6 protein-coding genes and 3 pseudogenes are annotated in these 9,446 nt (G+C 34.9%); 7 read left to right on the forward strand and 2 right to left on the reverse strand.

Annotated features, from left to right (window positions below; translation table 11 throughout):
* Together FTV27_RS15360 and FTV27_RS15365 are read right to left on the reverse strand one after the other, a co-directional pair.
* Positions 1–635: pseudogene (locus tag FTV27_RS15360) on the reverse strand (IS3 family transposase); the annotation flags it as partial.
* Between the two features lie 176 nt (positions 636–811).
* Entirely contained in the window at positions 812–1,990 is a 1,179-nt protein-coding gene (locus FTV27_RS15365) for a replication initiation protein (RefSeq protein WP_104442428.1), read from the reverse strand.
* A 943-nt stretch (positions 1,991–2,933) separates the two neighbouring features.
* Here FTV27_RS15365 and FTV27_RS15370 point away from each other — a divergent pair.
* From FTV27_RS15370 to FTV27_RS15400, 7 genes and pseudogenes are all read left to right on the forward strand, one after another.
* On the forward strand, positions 2,934–3,710 hold the full coding sequence (locus tag FTV27_RS15370; RefSeq protein WP_078194342.1) for a ParA family protein: 777 nt from the start codon (positions 2,934–2,936) through the stop codon (positions 3,708–3,710).
* Between the two features lie 11 nt (positions 3,711–3,721).
* A complete protein-coding gene (locus tag FTV27_RS15375; RefSeq protein ID WP_104442427.1) occupies positions 3,722–4,633 on the forward strand; it encodes a ParB/RepB/Spo0J family partition protein in 912 nt (303 codons plus the stop codon).
* A gap of 233 nt (positions 4,634–4,866) precedes the next feature.
* Positions 4,867–5,079 (forward strand): annotated as a pseudogene (locus FTV27_RS15380) (IS5/IS1182 family transposase); the annotation flags it as partial.
* 33 nt (positions 5,080–5,112) lie between these two features.
* Positions 5,113–7,526 (forward strand): annotated as a pseudogene (locus FTV27_RS15385) (DUF2345 domain-containing protein); the annotation flags it as partial.
* A gap of 8 nt (positions 7,527–7,534) precedes the next feature.
* A complete protein-coding gene (locus FTV27_RS15390; protein ID WP_180079214.1) occupies positions 7,535–8,599 on the forward strand; it encodes a hypothetical protein in 1,065 nt (354 codons plus the stop codon).
* On the forward strand, positions 8,554–8,898 hold the full coding sequence (locus tag FTV27_RS15395; RefSeq protein WP_180079215.1) for a hypothetical protein: 345 nt from the start codon (positions 8,554–8,556) through the stop codon (positions 8,896–8,898). The genes FTV27_RS15390 and FTV27_RS15395 overlap by 46 nt, the downstream gene beginning before the upstream one ends.
* A 146-nt stretch (positions 8,899–9,044) precedes the next feature.
* Complete coding sequence (locus FTV27_RS15400) at positions 9,045–9,356, forward strand: hypothetical protein (RefSeq protein ID WP_180079216.1); 312 nt, start codon at positions 9,045–9,047, stop codon at positions 9,354–9,356.
* The last annotated feature ends 90 nt before the right edge of the window (positions 9,357–9,446 follow it).

The raw sequence follows: 9,446 nt of genomic DNA on the forward strand, positions 1-9,446 counted from the left end.
ATCCTTTGAGCAGATATGGATATTTACGGTGAGCTTGATTAGCCTGGCTTAAATTTGGTTTGCAATATAACGCCTGAATACCCATTTTCTTCATTAAAGTACGTGTATGACGTCGTCCTATATGATGCCCTTGAAGATTCAACAAATCACGCATCATACGACTGCCTGCAAAAGGATATTGCATATGTAATTCATCAATACATCGCATCAGTTTCAGATCTGATGAGCTAACAGGTTTTGGGCGATAATAATAACAACCACGAGAGACTTTCAATAACTTAGCTTTTTAGATACTGAAATCTGAAGTGAGTGGTCGATTAACTTTTGTGGTTGAAGCAGTCCAGTTTCTTCAACACACCTTCTAAAAAATCAATTTCTAATGCCTGCTCACCGATTTTTACATGTAACTTTTTAAGATCAATGGGGGGTTCTGATGGAGCTTTTGATTGATCGAAAGCTTGTGAGGAAGCTGAGATCAATTGATTTTTCCAGTCAATAATTTGGTTTTGATGAACATTAAACTCAGAACTCAATTCAGCATGTGTTTTTTCTGCTTTGATCGCAGCAAGTGCTACCTTAGCCTTAAAGTCGTTTGAATGATTTCTTCTTGGTCTACGTGCCATAAAATACTCCATATATTGATGTTTATAACATCATTTGAGGAGCAGAATATCAATTATAGGAGTTGTTCAAATTTCCGGATCCATCTCTGTTGAAATAAACGTTCAATATAACTGTTTTACTAATTAAAGTTATAAGTGGTTTCTTGAACTAAGAATAGCCGATAAAAGTGTAGCAAGTTGCTACACTCCTAGATAATATCCTTTCCGAAAATTTCATTTAGACGATCCTTGATGTCTTCCACAAATTTACTATCAGTTTTCAATTTATTTTTCATTTTTCTCTTAAAGTCACTTAAGCTCATTCCAACTTCAGCAAAATCCATTTGAAATAATGAATCATTGATAACAACGTTTGCTTGAGAGTCTGTGAGGCAACCTACAGTCTTAAACCACTTTTCAAGCTGTAAATAATTAGCATCATCATTAAAAATATACCATGAACGTACAGTGGTATCGAATTTTGCACCTAGATCTTTTACCTCAGCATTATCTTCAAATGGAACATCTAAGTAGATCTTTAATTTTTCGGCCTTTTTATTTTCAATTACAGGCTTTTCAAAACCACGATGATGTAGTTTAAATTTTACGCCTACAATAGGGCGTCCTTTTTTAATTGTTTCATATTCTAACTGTAGATCGGTGTTTTCATTAATTTCAGCTACAATTTTATCTAATACATAACGTCGAAAATCGACCCAACGGTCATATTTAGTTTCATTTATATCAATTAGAGCTTTGAGATTCTCTAATAATAATGGAACTTCGTAGATTTCTTGAGTCTTAAATTTGAATTCGTTTTTTATGAAATAGGTATAAAGACTCATACTTGCAACTGAATCTAGAGCAAATAAATGTTTTAGTTGGTATGTAGTAAAATTACCACCAGCTAATTGAGTAAAGTAAGGTAATACTTCACTGGTAAATCTGATTTGAAGTGCATTCTTTGAATCATCTTCCCATCTTAACTCACGGATAATAGGGACAACCGAGTGAACTCTTTTAGTCTTTTTCTTTATATCATCTACAGGTTCTTCAATTACAAAGTGCGCCACACGGGATGAAAGTTCTTTGTAAATTCGATCAATGGCTACATTAATTGAATTTCGCTTACTTAATCCCAGTAATTCAGCTAAATCATCTTTATACAGATAGATGTATGTTTGTTCACTAATCTCTTTATCGATATGATTCTTCTCACCGTAATTGGCAACAGCCATCGCATATAAAAGTGCTTTATATTCATTCGCTGACAATTCAATAGGTCGTATCAAACGATTGCTAGTACTTACAACCCCATTGTGACGAATATTACCTATGCAGTACGGGATTGAATCCAGCTCTTCTTTGTTATGGCTTAGTTCTGACATAAAGTGTATTAACTATTTTAAGTGTGCTTAACTTGATTATGCATGTTATATAAAAAAGTGGAAAAAGATTCAACACTTTCACCTAAAAAAACCTAAGGTGGAATACTTGTCACCAAATTTAGGTAAAAATCCATTAAAGTGGAAATGTATTTTTAAATTCCACTCCAAGATGACAAATACTCCACTTTTAGATGTTTTTGATTCTTTATAGAAATACGGATTGATGAATAAACACCCATAATGGATTTTAAATAATCAATTAACCTATTTCGATATGACAAGTTTTCCACCTTTAAAAACGCAGATCACTGAAAAAAAAATATCGAGTTTAGTCATAAGAACAAAATATCTGCATTCTAGGGTGAGTGCGTGAAATTCTTTCCACTCTTAGATCAATGAATATATCAAAAAAAGGTGTAGTAAAAAAAACCTTGCAACTTTATCCACAATATTATTTTTGTAAGTGATTTTTTTTCCACTCTTGCACTTAAATTCATTAAGTTATCAACATCATAAACAATTGTTTTATATATGTTTTAAATGATAATACATATATTTTATAATTAACAGTGAAAAACATTCCACCATAGTGACAAATACTCCACTTTTAAGTGACAAATACTCCACTTTACAGTGACATATATTCCACTTTTAAGTGATCATTTTTCCACTTATAGAAGACAACTCTTCCACTTTAAGATGACAAACCCTCCACCTTAAAGTTGATATGGTATTGTTTTTAAATGAAAAATATCAACTTAATTATTAATTAACTTAATTATTAATTACTATTAATTATTAAATAAGCTAGCTATATAAAACTTTAAATTTAAAATTGCTTTAGCGTTATACAAATGACTGTTTTAAATTTAAAAGGTGTAGTAACTTAGCCCAAAGTTATTTATATTAATAGTAATTTTAAATATAGAATGATTTGACAAGTATGTCTGCAAAAATTATTGCTGTTGCGAATCACAAGGGTGGTTGTGGTAAAACAACAACAGTTGTTCATTTAGCCTCTGAGCTAGCAAACTTAGGAAAAAAAGTGCTTGTGATTGATTTAGATCCTCAAGCAAATGCTAGCTTGCATATTGGTTTAAAACATCCAAGTGAAGTTGGAGTAACAACCGCTGAGTTATTAGTAGGTGATGTCTCATTACTTACTGACGCTTTAGAAGAAGATACTAATTTTGATAATGTTTCACTAATTTATGGTTCTCTCAATTTAGGAAAAACTGAGGACCAATTAAAAGAAGATGCGCCAAGACCATCAGAAGAACTCACTACAAAATTAGAACTATTAAAAGATCTTTATGATTTTATTTTAATTGACTGCCCTCCAAGTTTAAAACTATTGACGAGTAATGCTTTAGCATCTTCAACACATGTAATTATCCCGATTGAATCTGGCTCACAATATGGTCTATATGGTGTTACAGACTTACTTAATCATTTAGAAAAAATAAAGCGAATCAATCCGGAGCTACAATTATTAGGTGCACTACTTATTAAGCACGATGAGAGACAAAATGTTTGTAAACTCATTCGTGATGAAGCATTTAAGCAAGTGGGCTATATTATGGAAACGACTATTCCACAAAGTACAAAAGTAAATCAAGCCGCAATTATGCAGCAGTCTTTACTTAAGCTAGACAAAAGTGGAAAGGTTCGAAAGGCTTTTGAAAGTTTAGCTAAAGAAGTTTTAGCTAAAGTTAACTGATTGAGAATTTTATGGCAACTGCAAAAGAACTTTTAGCTCAAAAGCTGAAACAAAATACTCAAAAGCATCAATTAGCTCAAAAAGATAATATCAAGGAATTAAAGGAATTTAGACGAAATGTCCCCATTGAAGACATTTCACGGAGTCCTTATCAACCGCGTAGAAAATTTGATGAGCAGGAAATCAAAGAACTGGCTGAATCGATCGATGAAGTTGGTTTGTTGCAACCCATCACTGTTCGTAAACTTGAAAATTTAAAATTTGAACTGATTGCAGGTGAACGTCGATTACGTGCGCATGAAATTCTAAAAAAATCGACCATTGAAGCCATTATTATTGATGCAAATAATGAAGAAGCTTCACTACTTACACTAGCTGAAAATTTAAAACGCCAGGATTTAACAGACTTCGAAATCTATATTGGTCTAGTAGGTTTGGATGAAAATTTAAAGAAAAATAAACAACGTTTAGCGAAGTCTTTAGGCTTAAATCGCGAAGACATGTATAAATATTTATCTTTTGAAAAGTTGCCTAAAGCCATCTTGAATGATTTGGTAAATGAGCCCCAGTTATTAGGTCGAACTGCTGCAACAGCTTTTAAAAAATTTCTTGCAGATCACGACGAAATAAAACAACGTGCTGAAAAAGCATTGTTAACTGTTTGGACAAAAGTAAAGAATGGCCAACTTGAGCAAACTAAGGCTGTTGCACAAGCTACGAAATATCTAGTTCAAGATAATAACGATTCTCCATCAACATCGCTTGTAAAAAAAATTGAATATGCTGGGAAAGTTGCTGGAAATATTAAATTTAATGATAAGTTATTAAAGGTTTCTTTAAAAATTTCTCATTTTGATGATGCTAGTTTAGAAAAATTAGAAAATCTATTGAAAGAGTTGGTAGAGAAAAATCAAGAAGTGTAGCAACTTGCTACACTTCTTTTCTTTAAAATATGTCTGATAGTATAATCTTGGGGATACCTAGTAATAAAATTAATCTTAATTAAAAACAATTTTTTTATAATATATATTTATAAAAGTTAGATGCTGTTGACATTTGTTGTATAAAAAATAGTGAGAAAGTAAAATTCAATCGACAAACCACATACCTACTTGTTATGCATTCCAACAATGCTGGCGCATAATCAATGGTCTAAGTCTTTAAATTAATATCAAATGATGCAAATCAAGAATAGGTTTCTATTGATGCCTCTCATATGCGAGTGCATCAACATAAGGCAGGAGTGAAAGACCAAGCTATTTCTAATAACGTTGGTGGAAATAGTTCTAAAATCCATTTAGTTGTGGATGCGGATGGAAATCCTACTGAATTTATTATTAATGATACCAAGACCCATGATTTGAAAGTGCATCTGATTTGTTTGATGTTTTGGATTTAAGTGAAAAGCCCATTACTCGCTTCTAGCTTAACCTTAGATAAAAGCGGATTAAGCAAAAGCTATGATGTTCGTCCCTTCATCATGCAGAGCAATGAAACCGACTACGACTTTATTAAACGACTTTTAGCTTCTGAAGGTGTAACTACACTGATTGATGAAGCACAGCATCAAGTATGGAGTTCATCTGAACAGATCAAACCACAAAAGCTACGCTTAATTGATGATAATGCCCAATTTCAAGCATTAGATCGTCGCAATATTCGTTTTCATCGAAGTAGTGCTACAGAACGACAAGACAGTATCACAGCATTCACAGGATTGCGTTCTCTACAACCAACTGCGGTACACCTTCAAAGATGGCAAGCAGATGCTTTAGCACAAGAAGAAGGTGCAGGCTCGGTACTCACAAAACATCAGCATTCAGATAATCAAGATGTAGCAAGTTTAGGCTTAGAACAAGCCTTTCACATCAGTCCTGCATGGATACAAGACCTCAAAGGTGAAGATGGTGCAACTCAGTCTGGCAACAAACAAATTGAAAAACTGAATGAAAATTTAAGCAAATACTTCAATTCGCAAGCCAAGTACTTTAGTGTGACTTCAACAGTACGTGATGCACATGTCGGGTATTGGTTTAAGTTCAAAGAACATCCTGAAATTGATCAACATGAAGGTTCCGATCAAGAGTTACTAATCACCGCAAAGACTTTTTATAACCAAAATAATTTGCCTAAAGATCTAACTGACCAAGTCACCGCCTTACTCAAAGAAAGCCATTGGCAACAGCCCGAAATTCATACCAACAATCAAGATGAGCGCCAAGCCAATAACCTTATTTTACAACGTCGAAACATTGACATTGTTCCACCTTACAGGCCACTTGAAGATCGCCCTAAGACCCACCCACAACGTGCTAAAGTCGTAGGCATCGAGGGTGAAGAAATTCATGTCGATGAATGGGGACGGATTAAAGTCCGTTTTCTGTTTACTCGAACAGATGACCATATGCATGACAATGGTTCAGGCGCGAATAATAATGACACTGACTCAGCGTGGGTAGATGTACTCACCCCTTGGGCAGGAGAAGGTTATGGTTCACGGTTCTTACCGCGTATTGGTGAGATCGTGGTGATTAATTTCTTTGATGGCAATATCGACCGACCATATGTCGTTGGTCGCATTCATGAAGCACATCGTAGTCCAACTAAGTTTGATCAAAAAGGACAACTTCCCGATACCAAGAAGCTTTCAGGGATTCGCTCCAAAGAAGTCCAAGGCGATGGCTTTGGCCAACTTCGTTTTGACGATACGACTGGACAGATCAGCACACAACTACAAAGTAGTCATGGGGCATCACAGCTCAATCTTGGTAATCTTAGTCATCCGAAAGAGACAGACACGAGTGATGGACGTGGTGAAGGTTTTGAATTGCGAACAGATCAATGGGGAGCACTGAGAGCTAAGCAAGGATTACTCCTTTCTACCTATAAACAAGACAATGCATCAGGCAATCATTTGGATGTAGCAGAAACCAAATCGCAACTGGAATCCAATCTCAATAATTCTAAAGCCCTCAGTGAAGTAGCCAAAAATCAACAAACCGATCCTTTAGAAGTATTAGACAATCTGAAGCAATTTATAGAACAAATTGAACAAGAAAGTGAGGCTAAAGCAAAAGCCTTTAAACAAGCCATTATGGTATTAACTTCACCAAACTCTATTGCATTAACGACCAATGAAGATGTACATCTATCAGCAGATGGTCAAATCAGTCATAGCGCTGGTGATAGCATTAACTTGAGTACACAAAAGAGTCTACTTGCACATGCACAAAGCAAAATCAGTTTATTTGCAGCTCACGAAGGTGCAAGATTGTTTGCTGGTAAGGGTAAGATTGAAATACAAGCTCAGGGGGATGGAGCGGATTTGATTGCCCGTAAAGGGATTCAAATTATTTCAACAGAAGATACGGTTTATATCACTAGTCCGAAAGAACTCATCCTAACTGGAGGCGGTTCACAGCTCAAGATTAATGGTTCAGGTATATTTCCTACGACTAGTGGCAAGTTTGAGGTAAAAGCTGGACAGCATAAGTTTGTGGGGGGGGGAGTAAAACAAATTATGTTTTACCACACTTACCACTTACTGAAATCAAAAAGGATGACTTAGTTCTAGAATATTTACATAGTGATGGCTCACCTGTAAAAGGTGCTGAATTTGAAGTTTTACTTTCAGATGGAAGTCGAAAAAAAGGTAAATTAGACGATAAAGGCAAAGCTGTTGTTAAAGGTGTTCCAGCTGGTAGAGCCAAAATTCAATATGGAGAAGATCAGTCTGAAGATGACTTTCCTCCTCATGAAATTGATGATTGGTTTATTCAACAAGACTTAGAAATATCGAATAATAATGAAAATTAGAGAATAAAATGTCGACAGAAAATCAAGATTTTTGGAATAAAATTGCTAACCGTTCTACTGATATACAGCAACAGTTTTGGTACAGTGCTGAAAAACTTGCACAACATATTCAGGATAGCCCAGCTAACTATCTTACATATAGAGAATATGACACAAGTAAACCAGATCCGAATCTATCGTGGTGGGAAAAAATATTCTTTTATCAAGGTCAAGCTGCGATTAACGAGAGTGTGACAAATCATAATATTGCGGTGGCTGTAATAGATAAAAGTAGCTGGATTTGGGGAATGTTAAAGGGTGATTTCAATAAGAATCCTACGATGTCACAAATCATTGTTAGTGGTTTAATCAGTATGATTCCTGTGGTTGATCAGGTTTGTGATGTTAGAGACCTAATAGCGAATCTAATAGACCTTTCAAAAGAAAATGGTAAATCATCTGATAACTATAAAGCGTTGGCTCTTACTGCATTTGGAGTCATTCCTGAAATTGGTTCGGCTGTTAAAACCATTGTCAAAGCCGCAAGATCAAAGGAAGCTAATAAATTAAAAATTTTTAAATTGATGGAAGGCTTTGAGAGTGCCTTCAAAAAACTAAAAATAAAAAGCCCATGGAACAATGCTCCTGAAGCATGGCTCAGGTCTAAGCCATGGCAAAAGATGGGAAAAACAGCATTAAATGCATTAAACAAATGTATTGATCGTTTAATTCAAGCTATTAATGGTTTCCTCAATAAAGTTCGCGGTAGTTTAAAATCGGCTTTGGAAAAGTTCAAAGTTGAGATTACTAATGCAAAGAATGCGATAAAAAAATACATTAGCGATCTCTGCAATGAAATTCAGAGAAAATTTCAGGAATTATTACCTCAACCTCAATTGGGTATGGCTGGTGCGAATGGGGCCAACATTCCCACCGGTAGATATGATGTAAATATACAATCGGGTAAATCTACCTCAACGACTCATACCCAAAAAGAAAAGACACCCGATAAAGAAAAACCACCTAAAGATAAGGACCTTGATAAACCATGTATATTAAGACTTTATCACCCCATGATACATGTAAACCGTTAGGTAAAACTGGGCACCATGTTGTTCCAGACAGATGCTTTAGATTAGGTACTAGAACAGGGACGGGTAGAAATTCTTTACCAAATGCGATAAGTGAAGGTGATGGTTTAGTAGTATGTGTTGAAGGAGCTACACCAACTGCTACGAATGAACATGGTAGAATACACCGACAATACAGTATCTACGAAAAGGCGTTAAAAGGTATTCATATGCCAGAAGCTACGGCTCCCTTAGTAGAAGTTGAAATTGCAGGCGCGAAAGCTGTTTCTAGTGTTATAAAAAATGCAATGCCGCAAATTTAGCTACCCAATTGCGTGTCTATCATCAAGCAAAAGGATTAGCTGCTAATTATCGAGTTCGAGTTGATGTTAGAGGTAATACTGCTAGAACGTTACCTACTGGTGTTTTTGGATCACCTTTTAAATAATCTATGTCGAGATAAAATTTAATGAATAATTCATCTTTCACATTTGTTACTGGTTGTGCTATCAGCCAATCTAATTTTTATATAGCATCTAATCTTGATAATTTGGATACTTGGGACCTGTTTTCAAAAACTTTTATTTATAAATATCAATCCGATGATTGGATAGATATGGATTTAGATGGTTGGAGAGTTGTTTCTGTTGCTTATTTTGAAAATTCTGGAATCTTTTCATTACTTGCACTTGAACAAGATGGTGACTTAGGAATATTTCAAGAAAATAAGAATAAACTCGAAAAAATACGTGAGACAGACGACTCTAAAATACAAGGATGAACCGTACCGGGTTTGTCGGAGACATTTTTATTTAAGTTAGGCCACGTGACCTAACGGGTTAATCTTATCATAGTACATTGCTTCAAACTC

This window comes from Acinetobacter sp. YH12251, from assembly GCF_013417465.1.
GTDB lineage: Bacteria > Pseudomonadota > Gammaproteobacteria > Pseudomonadales > Moraxellaceae > Acinetobacter > Acinetobacter amyesii.

Bases quoted from the DNA above. Each gene is read 5' to 3' on its own strand.
- FTV27_RS15375 (WP_104442427.1), top strand. From the start codon at position 3,722: ATGGCAACTGCAAAAGAACTTTTAGCTCAAAAGCTGAAACAAAATACT.
- FTV27_RS15400 (WP_180079216.1), top strand. From the start codon at position 9,045: ATGAATAATTCATCTTTCACATTTGTTACTGGTTGTGCTATCAGCCAA.
- FTV27_RS15370 (WP_078194342.1), top strand. From the start codon at position 2,934: ATGTCTGCAAAAATTATTGCTGTTGCGAATCACAAGGGTGGTTGTGGT.
- FTV27_RS15365 (WP_104442428.1), bottom strand. From the start codon at position 1,990: ATGTCAGAACTAAGCCATAACAAAGAAGAGCTGGATTCAATCCCGTAC.
- FTV27_RS15395 (WP_180079215.1), top strand. From the start codon at position 8,554: ATGTATATTAAGACTTTATCACCCCATGATACATGTAAACCGTTAGGT.
- FTV27_RS15390 (WP_180079214.1), top strand. From the start codon at position 7,535: ATGTCGACAGAAAATCAAGATTTTTGGAATAAAATTGCTAACCGTTCT.